This window comes from Maribacter sp. MJ134, from assembly GCF_003970695.1.
Lineage (GTDB): Bacteria > Bacteroidota > Bacteroidia > Flavobacteriales > Flavobacteriaceae > Maribacter.
Genome location: NZ_CP034570.1, coordinates 3,918,104 through 3,936,821 on the forward strand (window position 1 = coordinate 3,918,104; position 18,718 = coordinate 3,936,821).

Consider the following 18,718-nt stretch of genomic DNA (forward strand, 5'->3'; position numbering starts at 1 on the left):
CTGAATAAGGGTCAAATTTAGTATAATTTTCCTACACAAGAATAGAATCGTTAGCTCAAGAGATTGATAGATTTTCTTTTTTTTCTTTGTCCCACTAAAATGTAAAATCCCAAAGATTTGGCGGACACTCTAAGTATACACAAAACTAGGCGTTAAGCATCAAAACCCGTATTAATTATAGCCATCCTAAGTTTGTTGTCTATTGATTTATATTAGTTATATAGCGCTTTTGAACTGGCTAAAGGGTTCGGTTGACCCTAGCGTGGAACTATTGGTCGTCATGGAAGCTACTGGGGTCTATCACCAAGGTATAGCCCGTTATCTGTATGATAATGGTTATAATGTTTGTGTGATGCAGTCCGGTCGTGTAAAGCGTTATGCGCAGAGTTTGGACTTCCGTTTCTGAGCCGACATGAAAAAAGCCCCTTAAAAAGGCTTAAACGGAGCTGTTTCATTCAGAATTTAAGCTTGTGCAACGGTTACCATTGTTGTGCATAGTTATTTTTCCAGTTTACTTTCAAATTTTTCAAGTGTAATTTCTTTCCTCCACCAAGAGTATTCTCCGTATGCAATTTTCTTGTCGTAATCCACTTCTAAATAATCGGTATGACAGGAAAATAAGTCATAATCATTCTTTTGTTCAGGTTTTGAGTCGTATTTGATTTTTGAGGGTGCAATTAAATAGTACTTTCCAACTTTAAATTCCTCAATATATGGTCGACATAACATTCCGTTATCTCCCCAAATTTTTATTCGTTTTCGAGATTCAGAACCTTTATATTTTTTAATTATTTCAACCGTTATCGAATAAGGAAATTTCTCATTTCCGTGTTCCAAATAATCCGTGTATTCAATGACTTTGATAAGTGCTACGAATTCCTGATTATCAGAAACTGCTCCGAATCTACAATCCCAATTGCATTCGCAAGAACAAGCGAAAGATTGGATTGAAAAAGTCATTATTAAAATGAAAAATAGTTTCTTCATAATTATGCACAACGGTTTGGCTATGCGCAGTGCGGGGCGGGCACGCGAATGCCTTCCCGCCATGCGATAGCAAAAATCTTTTTGTTTTGGTTTTATCTTGTCCCGCGTAAAAGCAAAATCCAAAAGATTTTGCGGTGCCCGAAAACACGCCCAGACCTTTCAGGAAGGCACATACGCCCGCATTGCGTATAGGTTTTGTTAGGCAACGTTTTTCCTTGCGTACCGTTTGATTTGATCGAGTTCCTTCTCTTTATTTTCCTTTTCCTCCTCGATGTCATAATCGTCTTGGATTCCGAGCCAGAATTTTGCGGAATTACCGAAATATTTGCTCAATCGTAAAGCGGTGTCGGCCGTAATCCGGCGATTGCCCTTTATGATTTCCGAAATCCTTGTTTGCGGTATCTTTAAGTCTTTTGACAGCCTGTAAGCGGTAATTTCAAGAGGCTCCAAAAATTCGAGGTTCAAGATCTCTCCGGGATGGATGTTCGATAACTTCTCCATAATTTTTTTATTAATGGTAATCGATTATTTCCACTTCGCTTGCGTTTCCGTTGTTCCAGATGAACATAATCCTCCACTGCCTATTGATCCGGATGCTATGGTATTCCTTCAATTTTCCGGTAAGCTTTTCAAGTCGGTTCGATGGAGGGATGCGTAAGTCGGCAATGTCCTGTGAGTTGTTCAACATTCTCAATTTCCGACGTCCGATATTTTGGATTTCGAGCGGCATTTTTTTAACCCTGATACCTTTCCAAATCCGTTCGGTGTCCTTCGCTCCAAAGGAGATAATCATATTACCGTTTTACGTTACTAACGTCAAAGATAAGTAATTATTTTTTATTTGGTAAAAGGTTTCTTAAAATGTTGCCTAACGGCAGTCTGTCTAAAAACCCTGCCGGATTTTTTAAATATAATCGAAAATAATCCTTTTGCCCGTTGGTGGGCCAAAATGTGCGGTTATAATTTTTGGACGGCATTTGGTCCGGAAACGGGCCAACCCCTTTGTTAGGTTGCCCAAAATGGCGGTTAAAGTCAGGTATGCCGGCAAAATGGGCTGATTCCCGATCAGGTTGAGGATCCTCCTGAGGTTGTAGGCGATAAATATGAGTCCCACATCGGCCGAGGCCCTTGCCTTTGTCCTTTTGGTCATTACATGGTCGAACCCCCATTGCCTTTTGATAGTGCCGAAGGGATGCTCTACGATGGCCTGTCTTTTCCTGTACAGATTTTGGTTTTGTGCCACTCGCCGTGCATTTCCGTCGGTATGTTCCTTGAACTCGCTTCGCTGTACGATCTTCCCGTTCTGTTTGGCGGTCGTGCATAGCTCCCGTACAGGGCAGCCTTTGCAGGCGTTCGTTCTATACTGCTTGAAATAATAGTTGCGCCCTTTGTACCGGCTTCCGTTGCTCTTCAGGACATGCCCTTGCGGACAGGTATAGGTGTCTTCCTCCCGGTCATAGGCAAAACGTTCGGCATTGTACGCTGGATCGGGTGCCTGTGACGCCCTTCCGATTCCGGGAACGGCCACTAGGGTATCGATGCCCAGGTCGTCGGCTATCTTGAACTCGCTCCCGGTATGGTACCCCTTGTCGTAGAGTGCGGTAAAGCGGTCGGTCCGCAGGATGGTCTTGGCCCGCCGCAGCATGTTCCCCATGGCCTTGGTGTCGTTGTCGCCCGTCAGGCGGTAATCGATGGGTATACAATGTTCGGAGTCCACGGTGGCCTGTAGGTTATAGGCGACCTCGGTAATGTTGTTGCGCACTATCATGTGGCGGCTCTCCGGATCGGAGGTGGAGATCTGTTCCTGTCCGGATTCCCTTAGCTCCCTCTCCAATTTTCTGTACCCTTCCCTTCTTTTGCCGTGTCGGTCGATATCGTCCTTTATACTTTCCTTGTCCCCGTCGCCTTTTTCGAGCTGCCCTTGGTACTCTTCCAGTTTTTTGTCGATGTAGGCGATATGGCGGTCTATCTTCTTTTGGTTGTAGTTGTTCTTCTTGCTGTTCTGGGCGCGCAGTTTGGTACTGTCACCGGCGATCAACGTGGCACCGATAAGGCCGAAGTTGCGTGCGATCTCGACGGTGGCGCGGAAGACCCTTTTGATGGCCCTGGGGTTGTCCTTCCTGAAATTGCTTATGGTGTTATGGTCGGGGGCAAGGCCCTCGAGCAGCCACATGACCTCGATGTTCCGCCTGCACTCCTTTTCGAGCTGCCTGCTCGAACGAAGCTTGTTCATGTAGCCATAGATATAGAGCTTGAGCAAAGTGGCGGGCCGGTACGCCGGCCTGCCGTTTTCAGGGAAATGTACCTTGAACCCCAGTTTTTCCATATCCAGGCCGTTCACGAACGTATCCACGGCCCTTACGGTATTTTCGTTGTCTATGGCGTCCTCCAGGGATATGGGAAAGAGGGAGGACTGCCTACGGTCTTTTCCTTCTATGTACTTCATATCCTTAAATTACGACCCTATGTGCCGAAGGTCAAGATCCCGGCCTAAAAGTAATCAACAGGGTTATCAAGAATGGAGAGGTTTTTAGACAGTCTGACGGCCTAGTATAAGAAAAGTAGGGCAGTTATGAACGATACTTTTCAGATTAATCTAAAGCCGAATTTTTTAAATTTTGTTATTTATCTTTTCTCGTTTTAAATATACCAAATTTAAAAATTTGGCGACTTGGCAAATACACACAGACCTTTCGGTTAAGCCCTAAAGTCCGTATTACGTTTAGGCTTTGTGCCTGTTGCACAAGTTAGGAAAAAAACGGGTCGTAATCATTGCCGATCGTGAGATGGATCGTAACTTTAGGTATGCAGGGAAAGAAGGACTACCAGGAAAAGCTGTTCGCGAGCTTCCAGCTCAGCGAACGTATACCAAAGGACAATTTTTATAGACGCTTAAGAGGTACAATCGATCTGGATTTCCTCTATCGGTTGACCAAGGGATATTATGGGGAGAGCGGCCAGAAGAGCATCGACCCGGTGGTTTTCTTCAAGCTGTGTTTGGTGGGCTATCTGGAGAACATCATCAGCGACCGCAAGCTTATCGACCATTGTTCTATGCGCTTGGACATCCTATTTTTCATTGGCTATGACATCGATGAGGAGCTGCCCTGGCACAGCACCATAAGCAGGACCCGTCAACTGTTCCCGGAGTCCGTTTTCGAGGAGGCGTTCACCAATATTCTGTCCATGTGCGTGGAGAGGGGTATGGTGAGCGGCCATACGCAGGCGATCGATTCGGCCCCTGTAAAGGCGAACGCAAGTATGGATACCTTGGAGCTGAAGGTGCCCGAAGAGGATTTGGAGGAGCATCTGAAAAAGATACGTGCGATCAGTTCAATGGACAGAGAAGGACCCCACCGTAAATCCAAGAACGATAAATCGGATGAAGGTCAACGGGGTATTACTGCGAGCAAGAGGGAACTTGACGCGATAAAGGGCCGTAACAAGAGATGGGCAAAAGACCAGGACCAACGTCCCGGTGCCGGGAACAAGGGGTCGAAATACACGAGCAACAAGACGCATTACAGTCCCACGGATCCCGATGCCAGGATAAGCGTAAAGCCCGGGAAGGCGCGCAAGCTGAACTACCTCTCCCAATTGAGCGTGGACACGGCGCACCACGTGATCACCGACATCAGGGCGTACCATGCCGACGGAAAGGACAATCAACAGCTACAGGATATCGTACCCCGCTTACAAAGAAGGTTATGGCAACAGGGTTTGGTGTTCGAGAACTGTGTGGCCGATACGGGTTATAGTAGCGGTGAGAACTATGCTTTTCTGGAGACCATGGGACTGAAGAGTTTCATTCCGCCCCACGGCACCTACAAGGGCGGTCCCGATGGGTTCGAGTACATCGGGGAACATGACCGTTATCTGTGTCCACAAGGAAAGGTGATCCCTTTCACCAAGGTTTTCAAGGACTACCGTACGGGAACGAAAAAGAAGGAATACAGGGCAAGGAAGCATGTCTGTACCGATTGTCCTATACGTAGCACGTGTCTGGGAAAGAGTGCACAGGAGAAGAAGTTCTCGGTGACCTATTACCGTGAAGAGTACGAACGTAATAACGAAAGGGTCAACAGTCCACAGGGGAGGTACATGAAGGGCAAGCGGCAAAGTACGGTCGAGCCCGTGTTCGGCACGCTCACACAGTTCATGGGGCTACGAAAGATAAATACCATCGGCCTTGCACAGGCCAACAAGGTGATGCACCTTTCGGCCATCGCCTATAATTTGAAGAAGTACCTGAAATTCGAACGAAAACGGGTAAAAAGCGGGGCGGGACAGCTTGCTTTGAAGGCATTGGCCAAAAGTGTGCTCCAAAACCTGTTTCAAGCTTCCATGACGCATCGGAATTTGGACTTCCGTTTCTGAGCCGACAAGAAAAAAGCCCCTTAAAGGGACTTGTATTCAATCTGTATTTTGAAAATCACAGGCTTGTGCAACGGTTACCATTGTTGTGTGTAGTTTTTTTTAGTTGGTTGATTATTTTTCTAGCAGTATTTTCCACGATTTTCCATTCCCATAATTCCGGATTCCCGAATTCAGGATTTGTGCTTTTCCAGTTTTCAGCTCTTTTCTTTGAGTTTACAGAAACTCTGCATTCAATTCGGTTTTCTCCGTTTTGCAAGTCAAGCTGAATTAAGATTATTGCCCAACCATCTATTCGATAGCGGTAAGTTTTTCCGTCACAATGTTTAGGATTGAGCTCTATTTTAGAGGTAAATAACTTGCCTTTCGATTCAGGGTTATAAATTCCAAATCCGAAATGTACTTTTCCGTTTGCAATTCCATTGTCAAAGTAGGCTCGGAATTCAGACAAACTGTTTATCCGAATTAATTCTTTCTCCATTTCAGAATATGATTCATAGAATTCAGTTTTTGAGTCCAAAAGAATGAATTCAATCAGTTCAAAAAGTTGATTTTTATCTATGATTTCTGTTTTCTGCATTAGCTTTTCTCAAATTACACACAACGGTTGGGCTAAGCGTAGTGCGGAGACAAGTAAACTTTTCGTTTCCGTCTTAGCACGAAGCTAAAGCTTATTGTTTAGTTTTATTTTTTCTTGTCCAAAGCTAAATCCATAAGATTTAGCGACTTCATAAATATGCACAGACCTTTAGATTTAGACCTAAAGTCCGCATTACGTTTAGGCTGTGTTAGAGCAAGTTTTCTTACCAGTTTCTTGTGGCGATTAACTCTTCTACATCAGCGTCAAATCCATAAGCTTCAGAAATATATGCAAAATTAGCTCCTAAACATTCTCTTGCTCCAGTTTCAATTTCGCTATTATTTTCAAAAAATTCGTCTTCCAAATCATTTAATTTATCAGTAGCACTTTGTGTTATTTTATAGAGTTCTTCTAAATTTTCAGGCGTTTCCGTTTCGATAGTCCCACACATATTTACTAGTATATTTTTACACTTGTCCACGAGAAATTTTGGAAAATAGGAGTCTCTATACATACAATCTAAAAATCCATAATCTTTTAGTTTTACATTAGTCAATTCGGTTTGTTTAATCATTCCATTATTCGAATTTTGTGATTTTCCAAAGTTGCAGGCGGTAATCAATAGAATTAATAATATGTAAAGTGTTTTTTTCATTTTTTTAAATTTGCTCTAACTCGTTTATAAGTCTGTATATCTAATAATTTCCCAAAAGGTACAAAATATATCAAATGGCCCTAGAGTAACATAGAAATACAAGATAAACGTACGGTTATTTTATATAAGTTTATAGGTATATTTAATGCACGATTTATATAAAATGAACGTATAGATTATATCAGATGACTGTATAGAAAATAAAAAACCCCTGCTAATGCAAAGGTTTTTCATCCATCACTAAACCAACCAAACTATCTTTCGCCTCTTCTCGCTTCTTTACGCTCGCCCTTTCGATGTTTTCCTTTCCTGTGCTGCATCTTTTCCCACTTACTATACTGCGCTTCCGTCAATAGGGCTTTTATCTCTCGTTTTTGGACAATTTTGGCATCTAGCCGTTCCATTTGCATGGCGTATTTCTCCTCTGCCGTAGGCTTTTCTCTACTTTCCTTCTTAGCTTTTTGCGCTTCCATCTTAGCTTTCCGGGCCGCTACATGGTTAGTTATCAAGGACTTCATCTTTTTTTGTTGTTCCTCGTTCAGGTCAAGGGACAAGGTCATTTTTTTGGTCTGTAAGGTCGCTATTTGTTCCGTAGTTAAATCTTTCATGGAATTTTCACGTCCACGCATTTCATCTCTTTGGGCGGCTACCGTAATGCTTGCCATGACAAGCATTGCACATACTATTTTTTTCATGTTATCTATTTTATTGATTTCATGGGTATGACCACTACTTAGAACAAAGGTTTAATGGGGACACCTATTTTGGGTAATTATTAACTAGCAATATGTTGATGCCATAAGGGGAAGAAAAAAGCCTTATAGTAGGAAGCGTTTTACACGGTACACTGCTGTGGTATTGCTTTACTGTATGAAGCGTTTTCTTGGAACAGTAAAGGGTAGTACTAAAAAAGCACGGTGTTTACCGTGCTTTTGATTTGGGGTTAGTATAAGTGGCTATCTTTTATTCGCCTAAGTCCTGGGTAAATGGGTTTATGGTGATATCCGCTTCGGTGGTCTGTGCGGTATCCACTACTTTTTTATCCGTTTCCGTAGATGCATCTACATGATACAATACTGCCATTATCATAAAACAGCTGAGGTAAACAAGGCTTTTTAATTTGTTATTCATGATTTGGGGGTTTTTGATTACACTTCAAAGGTAGCACACAGAGTAGCGCAAAAAAGCCCATTGTTGTGAAATGGGCTTTTCTTGATGGCAATATACCGCTGTATGTGGTTTAGTAAATCGGGTCATCGAAGAAATTTGCCTTTCATCGAATGTAAGCAAAATCCTACATTATTTTTAACGCTTATTTTGGGTCCAAAATCATGTTAATACGTTCTGCGGTATCCTGTAAATGATATTTGCTCATCTGGTCCGATGTTCTGGACGCCGCATTTCTGATTTCCCTTTTTAAACTATTCAGTTCGGCTCTGGCCAAGGAACGAATATCCGATTGGCTCGTGTTTACCACGGTGGATTTCTGATACCCACCAAAGTCAGGTTTTTTCTTCTGGTTCTCCGCGGTCATCAAATAGGCAAGGCGGTCTATATGTGCCTTCTGCAGGTTTCTACGGTAAGTGTCTATTTTTCTACCAGCGGGTAATTCTGACCAAATACCTTTTCTTAGATCGCCCATCATTTGCAACAGAGAATAGGCATCGGAACCATTGGCGGTCTCATTTTCGATAAGCCGCGCCATTTTACCGAGGCTCAACATATTGTTAAGGGTTCGCACCTGTATAGACCTGATACGTTCCACGAAACCTGAGTATTGGGTACGGCCAAAAATGTCTTGATCCAGTAACCAGTACGGAGTTTGGAAAAGTTCTTCTTGGATAAAGGCCATACAGTTGGCTTGGTGTGCTTTTGCCACGGGCGTATACACGGCCCCTTCCTGCTCATAGGTCTTGTGATGCTCATAGACGCCGCCCACATTGTTAGATACATGGCCCATGTATCTATTATACTGTGAAATTACCTGTCCGTAAAGGGTCTCCAGGTCGTCATAGTTCTTACCGTCCTCTTTGGTCCATTCCACCAATTTGGGAACAATACGTTTTAAATTGGCGATACCGTAGCTACTTGCTTTAATAGCGTCATCCCCTAAATCCTCCGTTTGTGAACTTGGGTCAACGATGTCTCCTACTTGCTGATGGCCAAATCTGTACAAGGGGTCACCAGCGTGTTCTAATATCCAGCTATCCAAGGTCTTTTTCTCTTCTTCTGCCGTCTTGTCCAAAATAGGTTTGTAGCCCCATTGTATGGCATATTTGTCATAAACTCCAATATCTGGCATTAGGGCAACGCCCTCATCACCGGGTTGTGCAATATAATTGAAACGGGCGTAGTCCATTATGGAGGGTGCGGTGCCGTATTTTTTGGTGAAACTTGCAGACCTTAGGGAATCTACCGGGTAGGCCACACTACTTCCCATATTATGGGGTAGCCCTAGGGTATGACCCACCTCGTGCGAGGATACGAAGCGTATGAGTCTTCCCATGACCTTATCATCGAAGTCCACACCTCTGGCGTCAGGATTTATAGCGGCGGTCTGTACAAAGAACCAGTTTCGCAACAAGGTCATGACATTATGGTACCAGTTAATATCAGATTCCAGAATTTCCCCGCTCCGTGGATCACTGACATGTGGACCATTGGCATTGGGTATGGGCGAGGCCAAATAACGCACCACGGAATACCTAACATCTTCAGGGGACCATTCCGGGTCTTCTTCCTTGGTCGGCGGATCCTTTGCAATGATCGCATTTTTAAATCCGGCGGCCTCAAAGGCAACCTGCCAATCTTCAATACCTTGTTTTATGAAAGGTACCCACTGCTCCGGTGTAGCTCTATCCACATAGTAGACAATCTGTTTCTTAGGTTCTACCAGTTCCCCGCGCTTATACTTTTCTATATCCTCTTCCTTTACCTCTAAACGCCAACGGTCCAAAAAGGTAACGGTCTTGCTCTCTTGCGCATCTAGCCCGTAATCTACCTGTCCTCTGGCAAACCAGCCCACTCTGCGGTCAAAATACCGGCGTTTCATAGGTTCTTCGGGCAATAGGATCATGGAATTGTTTATTTCTAAGGAAATAGAGCCTAGACTGCCGTTGCTCGGCGGTGCACTGGCCAAATAGGTTTTTACATGACGGGCTTCCACGTTTAAGGGATAACTCTTGATGCTTTCAATAAAACTGCGGCTATCGTCCAAGCGGGAAACTTTATATCTTTTCCTATAAAATTCTGGCATGCCAAAAGCCTTGGTGTCCTTGGTGAAAATATCATCAACCGCTATTACCGTAGCCGGATTCAAGGAATCTTTCTTAAAGGCCTTTATGTCAAAAGCGTACAGTACCGGTTCAAAATTAGAGTTTACCACGGCTTCGTGCACGGGTAGGGAATCTGCAGCGACCACATCGTGAGACACCACACGTACCAATACTTTCTTGTCTTTCTTTTCCCAACGCAATACCTGCGTGTTTATCTTTCCCCCGCCAAATCCTATGCGGGACGCAGTTTTGGAAATACGGCTCACCATCAGCATTTCTTTGTTGAACAGGGAATCCGGAATTTCGTAATAGTGTTTGTCCGCTACCACATGAACGTCAAAAAGACCTTTGTCCGTCTTGGCATCTTTAGTAACGACCTTATTATAAGGTTTTATCTTGTCCTTACTTGGCTTTTCATCGGATTTTTCGGTTTTACTTTTTTTCTTTTTGAAGATTTGCGCTTCTGTAGTTTGATAACTTGATATGAAGGCTAGTGTGAGTAATGCGAAGCGTAATTTTTTAGTCATTTCTAGTGTTGGTTTGAGCATTTTTCAAAGAACCGAAAAAATATTCGAAGGAATTGTTAATGAAATCATAAGTCGGATTTTGTAACAATTTCAACTTTTTGAAGTCTATTAAGAAAGAAGATATAGAATTATTTTCTGAATTAGTCAAGCTAGAAGCCCTTACTGCAGTAGGGGCTTTGTTTTTTAAAAAAGTAAGGGAAGTATAAATTGAAAAAGTCCTACCAATAGTACCACTGCGAGGATATTAAGTAGAATACCTGCTTTGGCCATTTCATGGACTTTAATGTAGCCACTTGCAAATACAATGGCATTTGGTGGTGTGGCCATAGGTAGCATAAAGGCACAACTGCTTGCCATGGTAACGGGTATTAATAAATACACAATAGGAAGCCCTAAACCTAGGGCGATACCCGCAACTACGGGAGCCAATACGGCTACTAGGGCAACGTTGCTCATAAGTTCCGTCATAAAGAGCATCAAGAAAATAAGTAGGGTAGCGGTCAAGAGCACACTAATATCACTTTCTGCGATAAGACCGGCGACCAAATCTACGATACCGGTAACGGACATACCCTTGGCCAGGGCCAAACCACCGCCAAAAAGTATAAGGATGCCCCAAGCCAGTTGCTGCGTGTCTTTCCATTCTAGGATAAAACTTCCCTTTTTGAGATTAAAAGGAATTGCAAAGAGGGAAATGGCAGCAAAAATACTGATCATCGTATCCGATAGCCCCAGGTTTGGGATAATGCTATTGATGACAGTTCTAAAAATCCACATGAATATGGTAATTCCGAAAATAATCAGCACCATTTTTTCTCTTTTGCTTGTCGGGCCCAATTTCCGGAGCTCTTGCGTAATAATTTCTTTGGAGGCATTGAACTTTAGAGTTCCGCTGGGAAACATCAATTTTACCAATACCAAATAGCACATACTGATCATGATAATGGAAAAAGGTAGCCCTATGACCATCCATTTAAGAAAAGAAATCTCTATCTGGTATTCATTTTCCAAAAGCCCGATTAAAACGGAATTTGGGGGCGTACCAATGACCGTGGCAATACCACCGGCGTTAGCGGAGAACGCAATGCCTAACATAACACTTAAGGCAAAATTACGGTCCCGTTTCGTAAAACCATCGGCATCATTAATGAGCAGCTGTATTACCGACATGGCTATAGGGAGCATTACCACGGTGCTGGCCGTGTTGCTGATCCACATACTAAGTACGGCCGTAGCGATCATAAACCCTAGGACCACTTTATCCGGGGTAGTGCCCGTTATTTTTATGATGGATAGGGCAATACGTTTGTGCAGATTCACCTTTTCCAAGGCCAGTGCCATGACAAACCCTCCGAAAAACAGGAAGACGATGGGGCTGCCGTAATTGGCACCCACTTCCCCCATAGGCATAATTTTAAGGATAGGGAACAGAAGTAAGGGCAGCAGGGCGGTAACCGATATGGAGACCGCCTCGGTGATCCACCAAATAATCATCCAAAGCGCCACGGCAATAACAGCATCCGCGTTTTCATTTATTAGTGCGCTAGGAAGATTAATGGCTATTAGAAAGAGTATAGGTCCTAATAGGAGCCCTATTTTACTGCTTAAGGTCATAGTTGGTGTGCATTAGGGCTTCTAAGCTATGTTTTTTATTTAGTAATTAAAAAAGCGTCGCCATTTTCTGAGAATTTGGATATCTTAATAGATAATGGAATCAGAAGGAATCGGAGGTAGGGTGTAGTTTCCATAATCTATGTGGATATCATCCCTGTTTAAGGTCGATGTAGTATTAGGATTTACCTTGGTCTTGTACAGGTAAAGTTGTTTTAAATTCGTAAAGTCGGCAAAATCGTTTAAATACTCTTGTTCAAAATTACTACCGGTAAGATTGATGGATTTTAAATGTTGTAGGATTTTCAATAAGGCAATATCCTTTCCACTAATGCTCGTATGGTCCATTTTTAATACGGTTAGATGGGGGAGTTGTATGAGTTTTTCAAAAATAGTATCGGTTATTTGTGTGTTGCCCAGATCCAATATGGCGATATTGTTGGCGATAGGGAGCAGGGTTTCAAAATCAGCATCCGCAAAAGAAGGTTTATTAAGACAGGAAACCCGCAGGAAGGTTGTAGACTTGCTTATGGGGTCTACATGTACACCTGTTCTTTTTACTAATAGTATACTGTCCAGAGTAGCCGCCGGTATTTCAATTTGTGGATAATCATAAGTTTGTTCATTGGGGAAGAAAGAAGTGAACAGCTCTTTTTCTAGACCACTTTCTTGCACGGTGCCTTCAAAGGGGTGTCCGGCATTAATCCAAGCTCCTACCAGCTTTATCTCTTCTTTGGAGGGCTGTTTCTTGCCCTCTGGGGGCATATGGGCCTCATCTTCGAGAGGTAAATTCATTCGTACAAATAAATCACTTTTGGTTGCATCTTCGGCTATAAGAATACTACCGTTCTCACCCCCTTCAAGTATGCCTACTTCATTGTGCAGAAGAAGACCTCCTTTTATTTTTTTTGGATTATGGCAACTCACACACGAATTATTGAGTATAGGTTTTATCACATCATCATACAACAGGGCATTTTCCCAATTGTTTTCAGAAAGCACTATTTTCTTTTCCTCAAAAGTTTCAAAACCTAAGGCTTCTTTTATGTTGTTCGGTAAAGGTTCCACTAAGTAGTCGGCCCCATGGGTTATATTTCCCCCTTGATGACCAGTGAAGGAAATTAAAGCAAGTGTCAAAATCGAAAGTGTTACCACAGGAATCTTGGTCAGGAAATGCACTAATTTCAATTTCTTTAAACGAGCATACATTAAAAAAGAGAACAAGGCGGTAATAATCCCGGACCATAGATGCAACTTAACCGTATCAAAGGCATAGCCTTCACCCAAATACTGTAAATAGCCGGTGAAACAGGCCAATAGGGCGGTGTAACCTCCCCAGAGAAAAATGATATTTACGGCCTCCGGGTACGTGTGCTGTTTGCGGTAGTAACATAACATTAGGAGCCCTAGGATGATAAAGCCTATAGGTAAGTGCACAATTAGAGGATGCAGCCTGCCAAGTAATTGGGTGAGTACCTCCATGTCTTTTTAATCAATGTTTAAACGTTCCTTTAAAGCGCGCATCATATATTTATTTGCCTTCCATTGGTCTGCTACGGGCACCTGTGTATAGGGTAATGTGGGCATATAGTGCGCTGGGCCAAACTCCGTAGTTATGGTAAATACATCTTGTGTTTTCCATTTTAGACGAATCACCTTTTCCCAGATATCCATATGGCGGTCTACTGCTTTTTTCCATTCAGGGGCTTCAGGGTCATTTACCTGTGGGCTCTCGGCATGACCAACCCTTGCATGAATATGATGGGTGCGCTGTAGAACTTCTTCCAGTTCTTCGTCTTTGTTTAGAAGCAGAGATTCATGGACTACCATCCAATGACTGATGTCCAAGGTTAATTTTAGTTCAGGAATAGACTTCATATATTTTTTGGTATCTGGAAGGTTGTAACTGAACCGACCGCGGTGGGTCTCATGGTAGATGGGAATATTATTTTCTTTTGCTATGGTATTTGCCGCATCAATAAAAGCCTTGTTCTGTTCATAGGTGAAAAAGTCGTTTCCCGTATGGGAGTTGATGTAGGCGGGATTTAAGGCAATCAACGTTTTAAAATTTGCTGTGTATCTGGACAAACTTTTTTTAAAGGGGATTGATGAATTCGTTCCGTTTAAAAATGCAACCTTTAAATTATATTTGGCCAAGGCCTTTTCTAATTCCGAACGATCTTCATTATCCGATGGTAACCATGTTTCTATACCGTCATAGCCAGAGGCTTTTGTCTTTTCACAAAAAGCATCCCAAGAAACCGTTCGGCCCCAACTGGTCTGGAAGAATTGTAGTTGTTTTTTCTGTTGCGAAAAGGTGTTCAGCGTAAAGAGGGATATCGATATTATTATAAATATTCTCATTATTTCAAGTTAATTTAAGCTCTGGACAAAAAAGAAGGAGGATAATTTTTTAGAACCTAGGCCAGAATCTCTTTAATAATGCTACCCTCTACGTCTGTTAACCTGAAATTTCTGCCTTGAAACTCATGGGTGAACTCCTCATGGTCAAAACCAAGGAGATGTAAAATGGTAGCATGTACATCATGGACGGATACACGACCGTCCGTACCGTAGAAACCAATATCATCGGTGCTGCCATGAGAGGCTCCTTTTTTAATGCCTCCGCCGGCCATCCACATGGTAAAGGCATCACCGTGATGGTCTCTTCCTTTATAGGCCATTTTCTTATTTCCACGGTTCTCTTGCATTGGCGTTCTTCCGAATTCACCACCCCAGACGATAAGAGTGTCTTCCAGCAGTCCCCGTTGCTTTAAATCTAGGATCAGCGCCGCAATGGGTCTATCTATTTCGCGACACTTATTACGCAAGCCCAGGTCAATGGAGCCAGACCTGGCATTTCCGTGTGTATCCCATCCCCAATCAAAGAGTTGTACAAAACGCACACCGTCTTCAACCAATTTACGTGCTAAGAGACAGTTGTTGGCAAAAGATTCCTTACCTGGTTCAACACCGTATAGCTCTTTGATATGTTCTGGTTCGTTATTGATGTTCATTACCTCGGGAACTGCAATTTGCATACGATAGGCCATTTCGTATTGATTGATACGGGCCAAAATTTCAGGATCGGCATATTTTGCATATTCCTCTTTATTGATCTGGTTGATGGCATCTATGGTGCTTTTTTTTAAGTCTCTGGTAATACCTTCTGGGTCTTCGATGTAGAGCACGGGGTCGCCTACGGACCTGCACTGCACACCTTGATATACAGAGGGTAGGAAACCACTACCCCATACACTTTTTCCTGCATCGGGTGTATTACCTCCGGAAGTCAGGACCACGAATCCTGGTAGATTCTGATTTTCGGAACCTAGGCCATAGGTGGCCCAAGAACCAATACTAGGCCTCCCTAGTCGAGCGCTGCCCGTATGCATAAAGAGCTGTGCCGGTCCGTGATTGAACTGGTCCGTGTGTACCGCTTTCAGAAATGCGACTTCGTCTACCACTTTTTTAAAATGAGGTAAAAAATTAGAGACCCAATTCCCGGATGCTCCCTCCTGTTTAAATGTTGCTTGTGGTCCCATTAGCTTGGGAGTGCCCTTAATAAAAGCGAACTTCTTTCCCTCTAGCAAGGATTGCGGGCAATCTTTACCGTCTAATTTTTGTAGTGCGGGCTTATAATCGAACATCTCCAATTGCGAAGGAGCCCCTGCCATGTGCAAGTAGATGACAGATTTTACTTTTGGCGCATAAGGCGGTGCAAGGGTAGCGAACGGATTTAAATCTCTTTCAGATAAAGCGTTCCGGCCCTTTTTTTTTGGTTTGGTCATAGGGTCGCATCCCATAAAAATGGAACTTAAGGCTAGTCCTCCCATACCTTGAGCGCAACTTTTAATAAAGTGTCTCCGTGTTTTGGCCTGGGCTTCTCGCGCCAACTTTTCGTGTAATAAACGGTGTACAATATCGTTTTTCATGCCTTTGTCAAAAATTCATCCAAATTCATAATTGCATTGGCCACCACGGTCAACGCACTTAATTCCGGTGTGGGTCGTGTTTCAAAATGAAGAAACGCTTCTGAGGATTTTTTGTCTTTTGAAAACTGTTCCACTGAAGTTTTGTAAAGCGTTCTCAGAACGTCTAAGGTTCCCGGTGAGATGGTTTTCAAAGTAGCTGTCTCATAACTTTGAGCAATACTTTTGTCGATGTCGTTAGGTACATAGTTATTCTTTGCCAAATGATAGGAAGCTTCTAGAAATACGGGATCGTTTAATGTAACCAGTGCCTGTAGGGGAGTGTTGGTAGGGGTTCTCCTAATCATACAAACTTCACGGCTACCAGCATCAAAGGTCAGAAACGAGGGATAGGGACTCGTGCGTTTTAAATAGGTGTAGATACCCCTGCGATATTTGTTCTCCCCTTTGCTTTCTTCCCAATCGGCCCCGTTATAAACCGTTTGCCAAACGCCTTTGGGTTGTGGGGGCATCACGCCCGGGCCATACATTTTAGTACTTAATAATCCAGATACGGATAAGGCCTGGTCCCTGATCTGCTCTGCACCTAAACGTATTCTTGGACCCCGCGCATATAGTTCGTTTTCTGGGTCTAGTTCATGTAACTCTTGCGTTCCTTTGGAGCTCTGTCTGTAAGTACCGGAAGAAACAATTTCCTTGATCAATACCTTTAGACTCCAATCATGTTCGTTCATAAAGCGTATTGCCAACCAGTCTAACAAAGCAGGATGGGAGGGAGGCTCTGATTGTGACCCGATATCTTCTACTGTAGCCACCAACCCTCTACCATAAATCTGATGCCACACCCTATTCACTAAAGTTCTGGCGGTAAGTGGATTTTTCTTGTCCACTATCCATTTGGAAAGCCCTAAACGATTTTTGGTCCACGATGAGTTCCACGGGTTAAGACTCTCTGGGGTGTCCGGTAAAACCGTATCCGTTTTGGTGAGCCAGCTTCCTCTATCGAAGATTTGTGTGGTTCTGGCCATGTATCTAGGATTTTCTACCATGATAGGTACCGTTTCCGTTTCGGCATTCAGGGCCGTAATAAAATCGGAGTGCACATTGGACCAACCTAATTGGTTCTGGCCAGGTAGGTCTTCAATAAACCCGACCCAATAAACGTTGAGGATATTCACTTCTTTAGCGACACTGGTATTTTGCGTTTCTATGTACAAATCTGTTTTACGGTCTATTTTTTCTAAAGGAAACGCACCGGTAGTATTTCCTGATGTCTTATTGACGATAAATTTTCCAAGAACGCACCCCGCTGCGTTATTCTCCCGGATAATCATTGTTGTGCCGTTATAATGCGAGCGATAATTCAAATAAACCCGACCGGCATTTTTGGTGTGAGCGTCCTCAACGATGAGGTTGCCGTCATCCCAGAAAACAACAGAGGCATGGTCATCGTACACGCTATTATTAAATTTTGTAAAGAAGTGTGATTTGTAAACCGGTTCGGTAAACTGCAAAAAGTTTTTGTAGGCTAAGCTTGTTTTTTCATCACCATATTTCTTAACCCATTGCATTACGTTGCTTACCCTTCTTTGCTGTTCTGGAGTGTAAAACCTCAATATAGGTGATTCGTCTGGCGTGTCTTCATCCCGAGAATTGTTAAAGAACGAGAGTAACTCATAATATTCCTCGTGTTTAAAGGGATCGTACGGATGGCTATGACATTGTACACAACCTATGGTAGTGCTTTGCCACACTTCAAACGTCGTATTGAGGCGGTCTATCACCGCAGCGGTCCTATATTCTTCGTCATCAGTACCACCTTCATCATTGTTCATGGTATTTCTATGAAAGGCCGTTGCGATCAATTGGTCTACCGTTGGTTCTGGAAGTAAATCTCCCGCCAGCTGTTCTATGGTAAATTGATCATACGGCATATCGGAGTTCAATGCCTTTATGACCCAATCGCGGTATTTCCAGATAGAACGCCCCATATCTTTTTCATATCCCTTAGAATCTGCGTACCGTGCCAGATCTAACCACCAAGTGGCCCATTTTTCACCATAAGCTTCTTGACTTAACAAAGAATCTACCAGCGCTTCATAGGAAATGGTTTCATTTTCAAAGTCTTGGAGCAATTTTTTATTTGGCGGTAAACCTGTAATGTCCAATGCCAATCTCCTGGCGATGGTATTTTTCTGGGCCGGTGCATTAGGGGTTAGAAATTCTTCGTCTAGACGTACCTTGATGAAGTGATCAATATCGTTCTGTAAAAACGTAGAATAAGTTTCTGGTGTAAAACCGGCCTCTGCTGTCTTTTGTGGTACCGCCACTTTATCAGGAAGTGAATAAGCCCAGTGTTCTCCCCACTTCGCACCCTCATCGATCCATCTAGTGAGCAAATCTATTTCTTCATCGGATAGTTGAGGTTTTTCATAAGGCATACGTAGTTCGGGGTCCTTTTCCGTTAGTCTTCTGATAAACTCGCTTCCAGAAGCATCTCCGCGTATTATTGCCGGTTTGCCTGATTTGGTATTTGCAAAAGCTTCCTCTTCAAAAAGAAGGCTAAAACCTCCACTTTTTTTGACCCCTCCATGACATGTAATGCAGTTATTGTTGAGAATGGGTTTTATTTGGGTGCTAAAATCTACCTGTTCTTTGTGTTGACAGGAATGAATTAAAAACCCAATCAATACAACGAAAAGATGACCTGTACGCCTTAAAAATAAATTCTTGCACATAAATTACAATGTATCAGCTGCTGCCAACAATCATAAATA

16 protein-coding genes are annotated in these 18,718 nt (G+C 43.0%); 2 read left to right on the forward strand and 14 right to left on the reverse strand.

Features of this window, described 5'->3' with window-relative positions:
• Positions 1-229 precede the first annotated feature (229 nt).
• Entirely contained in the window at positions 230-406 is a 177-nt protein-coding gene (locus EJ994_RS17510) for an IS110 family transposase (protein WP_164721496.1), read from the forward strand.
• A gap of 92 nt (positions 407-498) precedes the next feature.
• On the opposite strand, the gene EJ994_RS16955 is transcribed toward EJ994_RS17510, so the two are convergent.
• The 4 genes from EJ994_RS16955 to EJ994_RS16970 form a co-directional block, all read right to left on the reverse strand.
• Positions 499-987, reverse strand: coding sequence for a hypothetical protein (locus tag EJ994_RS16955; protein WP_126593563.1), 489 nt, complete (start codon positions 985-987; stop codon positions 499-501).
• A gap of 198 nt (positions 988-1,185) precedes the next feature.
• The gene (locus EJ994_RS16960) at positions 1,186-1,488 is read right to left on the reverse strand and encodes a HigA family addiction module antitoxin (RefSeq protein WP_126593564.1); all 303 of its coding nucleotides are present in this window, start codon (positions 1,486-1,488) and stop codon (positions 1,186-1,188) included.
• Between the two features lie 10 nt (positions 1,489-1,498).
• A complete protein-coding gene (locus tag EJ994_RS16965) occupies positions 1,499-1,780 on the reverse strand; it encodes a type II toxin-antitoxin system RelE/ParE family toxin (RefSeq protein ID WP_126593565.1) in 282 nt (93 codons plus the stop codon).
• A gap of 111 nt (positions 1,781-1,891) precedes the next feature.
• Complete coding sequence (locus tag EJ994_RS16970) at positions 1,892-3,433, reverse strand: IS1182 family transposase (RefSeq protein ID WP_126590668.1); 1,542 nt, start codon at positions 3,431-3,433, stop codon at positions 1,892-1,894.
• Positions 3,434-3,792: 359 nt separating this feature from the next.
• Here EJ994_RS16970 and EJ994_RS16975 point away from each other — a divergent pair, with 359 nt between their 5' ends.
• Complete coding sequence (locus EJ994_RS16975) at positions 3,793-5,364, forward strand: IS1182 family transposase (protein ID WP_126593566.1); 1,572 nt, start codon at positions 3,793-3,795, stop codon at positions 5,362-5,364.
• A 55-nt stretch (positions 5,365-5,419) separates the two neighbouring features.
• Here EJ994_RS16975 and EJ994_RS16980 read toward each other — a convergent pair whose 3' ends face one another.
• From EJ994_RS16980 to EJ994_RS17020, 10 genes are all read right to left on the reverse strand, one after another.
• The gene (locus EJ994_RS16980) at positions 5,420-5,941 is read right to left on the reverse strand and encodes a hypothetical protein (RefSeq protein ID WP_126593567.1); all 522 of its coding nucleotides are present in this window, start codon (positions 5,939-5,941) and stop codon (positions 5,420-5,422) included.
• Positions 5,942-6,164: 223 nt separating this feature from the next.
• Positions 6,165-6,596 carry a DUF5713 family protein gene (locus EJ994_RS16985; RefSeq protein ID WP_206507136.1) on the reverse strand — a complete coding sequence of 144 codons (432 nt, stop codon included), beginning with the start codon at positions 6,594-6,596 and terminating at the stop codon, positions 6,165-6,167.
• Positions 6,597-6,850: 254 nt separating this feature from the next.
• Positions 6,851-7,291 carry a hypothetical protein gene (locus EJ994_RS16990; RefSeq protein ID WP_126593568.1) on the reverse strand — a complete coding sequence of 147 codons (441 nt, stop codon included), beginning with the start codon at positions 7,289-7,291 and terminating at the stop codon, positions 6,851-6,853.
• A 268-nt stretch (positions 7,292-7,559) separates the two neighbouring features.
• Positions 7,560-7,727, reverse strand: coding sequence for a hypothetical protein (locus EJ994_RS17515; RefSeq protein ID WP_164721497.1), 168 nt, complete (start codon positions 7,725-7,727; stop codon positions 7,560-7,562).
• A 181-nt stretch (positions 7,728-7,908) separates the two neighbouring features.
• Entirely contained in the window at positions 7,909-10,398 is a 2,490-nt protein-coding gene (locus EJ994_RS16995) for a zinc-dependent metalloprotease (RefSeq protein WP_126593569.1), read from the reverse strand.
• A gap of 183 nt (positions 10,399-10,581) precedes the next feature.
• Positions 10,582-12,012 carry an SLC13 family permease gene (locus EJ994_RS17000; RefSeq protein ID WP_126593570.1) on the reverse strand — a complete coding sequence of 477 codons (1,431 nt, stop codon included), beginning with the start codon at positions 12,010-12,012 and terminating at the stop codon, positions 10,582-10,584.
• Positions 12,013-12,096: 84 nt separating this feature from the next.
• Complete coding sequence (locus tag EJ994_RS17005) at positions 12,097-13,491, reverse strand: c-type cytochrome domain-containing protein (protein ID WP_126593571.1); 1,395 nt, start codon at positions 13,489-13,491, stop codon at positions 12,097-12,099.
• Between the two features lie 6 nt (positions 13,492-13,497).
• Positions 13,498-14,373: a sugar phosphate isomerase/epimerase family protein gene (locus EJ994_RS17010; RefSeq protein ID WP_126593572.1), complete on the reverse strand. Its 876-nt coding sequence runs from the start codon at positions 14,371-14,373 to the stop codon at positions 13,498-13,500.
• 56 nt (positions 14,374-14,429) lie between these two features.
• A complete protein-coding gene (locus EJ994_RS17015; RefSeq protein WP_126593573.1) occupies positions 14,430-15,944 on the reverse strand; it encodes a DUF1501 domain-containing protein in 1,515 nt (504 codons plus the stop codon).
• Positions 15,941-18,679: a PSD1 and planctomycete cytochrome C domain-containing protein gene (locus EJ994_RS17020; protein WP_126593574.1), complete on the reverse strand. Its 2,739-nt coding sequence runs from the start codon at positions 18,677-18,679 to the stop codon at positions 15,941-15,943. Before EJ994_RS17020 ends, EJ994_RS17015 begins: the two co-directional genes overlap by 4 nt.
• Between the last annotated feature and the right edge of the window lie 39 nt (positions 18,680-18,718).

What these genes read in the sequence shown, in the direction of transcription:
- EJ994_RS17000 (WP_126593570.1), bottom strand. Translation starts at nt 12,012, where the DNA reads ATGACCTTAAGCAGTAAAATAGGGCTCCTATTAGGACCTATACTCTTT.
- EJ994_RS16990 (WP_126593568.1), bottom strand. Translation starts at nt 7,291, where the DNA reads ATGAAAAAAATAGTATGTGCAATGCTTGTCATGGCAAGCATTACGGTA.
- EJ994_RS16980 (WP_126593567.1), bottom strand. Translation starts at nt 5,941, where the DNA reads ATGCAGAAAACAGAAATCATAGATAAAAATCAACTTTTTGAACTGATT.
- EJ994_RS17005 (WP_126593571.1), bottom strand. Translation starts at nt 13,491, where the DNA reads ATGGAGGTACTCACCCAATTACTTGGCAGGCTGCATCCTCTAATTGTG.
- EJ994_RS17515 (WP_164721497.1), bottom strand. Translation starts at nt 7,727, where the DNA reads ATGAATAACAAATTAAAAAGCCTTGTTTACCTCAGCTGTTTTATGATA.
- EJ994_RS16995 (WP_126593569.1), bottom strand. Translation starts at nt 10,398, where the DNA reads ATGACTAAAAAATTACGCTTCGCATTACTCACACTAGCCTTCATATCA.
- EJ994_RS16975 (WP_126593566.1), top strand. Translation starts at nt 3,793, where the DNA reads ATGCAGGGAAAGAAGGACTACCAGGAAAAGCTGTTCGCGAGCTTCCAG.
- EJ994_RS16960 (WP_126593564.1), bottom strand. Translation starts at nt 1,488, where the DNA reads ATGGAGAAGTTATCGAACATCCATCCCGGAGAGATCTTGAACCTCGAA.
- EJ994_RS16985 (WP_206507136.1), bottom strand. Translation starts at nt 6,596, where the DNA reads ATGAAAAAAACACTTTACATATTATTAATTCTATTGATTACCGCCTGC.
- EJ994_RS17020 (WP_126593574.1), bottom strand. Translation starts at nt 18,679, where the DNA reads ATGTGCAAGAATTTATTTTTAAGGCGTACAGGTCATCTTTTCGTTGTA.
- EJ994_RS17010 (WP_126593572.1), bottom strand. Translation starts at nt 14,373, where the DNA reads ATGAGAATATTTATAATAATATCGATATCCCTCTTTACGCTGAACACC.
- EJ994_RS16970 (WP_126590668.1), bottom strand. Translation starts at nt 3,433, where the DNA reads ATGAAGTACATAGAAGGAAAAGACCGTAGGCAGTCCTCCCTCTTTCCC.
- EJ994_RS17015 (WP_126593573.1), bottom strand. Translation starts at nt 15,944, where the DNA reads ATGAAAAACGATATTGTACACCGTTTATTACACGAAAAGTTGGCGCGA.
- EJ994_RS16965 (WP_126593565.1), bottom strand. Translation starts at nt 1,780, where the DNA reads ATGATTATCTCCTTTGGAGCGAAGGACACCGAACGGATTTGGAAAGGT.
- EJ994_RS16955 (WP_126593563.1), bottom strand. Translation starts at nt 987, where the DNA reads ATGAAGAAACTATTTTTCATTTTAATAATGACTTTTTCAATCCAATCT.